Source organism: Caballeronia sp. M23-90 (assembly GCF_053574605.1).
Map to the genome: position 1 here is coordinate 1 of NZ_JBSIPA010000971.1, position 477 is coordinate 477.

The 477-nt window shown below is 58.9% G+C and carries 1 protein-coding gene; it reads right to left on the reverse strand.

The genetic code is table 11. The annotated features are described in order from the left end of the window. The coding region (locus ACRXB1_RS37370) for a transposase (RefSeq protein WP_449494935.1) at positions 1–477 on the reverse strand (477 nt) is incomplete at both ends.

Sequence of the window (477 nt, forward strand, 5' to 3'; positions counted from 1 at the left end):
GTCACGCTCAATGCGCCAGCGCATTTTGGCAACGTGAACGAGATGTTGCACGACCGTCTCTTCGGGCAAAGTTGAAAGCCAGTATTTGGTTGGTTCGATTTCACCAATGGGCCACTCGATAAGCAGCCATTCTTCATCGCGCGGCGTAGCCCGCCAATTATCACGGTGAGAGGTCCGCACGCGCAACGCCGCAAAACGGGAACTTAGAGCCGCACGAGTGCCTTCGCGCCACGAAACGGTGTTATAGCAAGATGGATCGAGCGCTAGTGCTAGGTCCTTGACAGCGACTGGATCATGTCCCGGTACCCGACGTTGCAGGCTTCGAGTTCGGCCAACCTTGCCGATTGAACGTACAGCCGGCAGTGGGGCAAGGCCCGGTGGCCACACGCGTGTGCTCGACTGGATGCCCACGGCGTATTGCAGGCCGAGTTCGCCAACGTTGGCACGAAACGCCGCGTCGTTTCCATAACCCGCGTC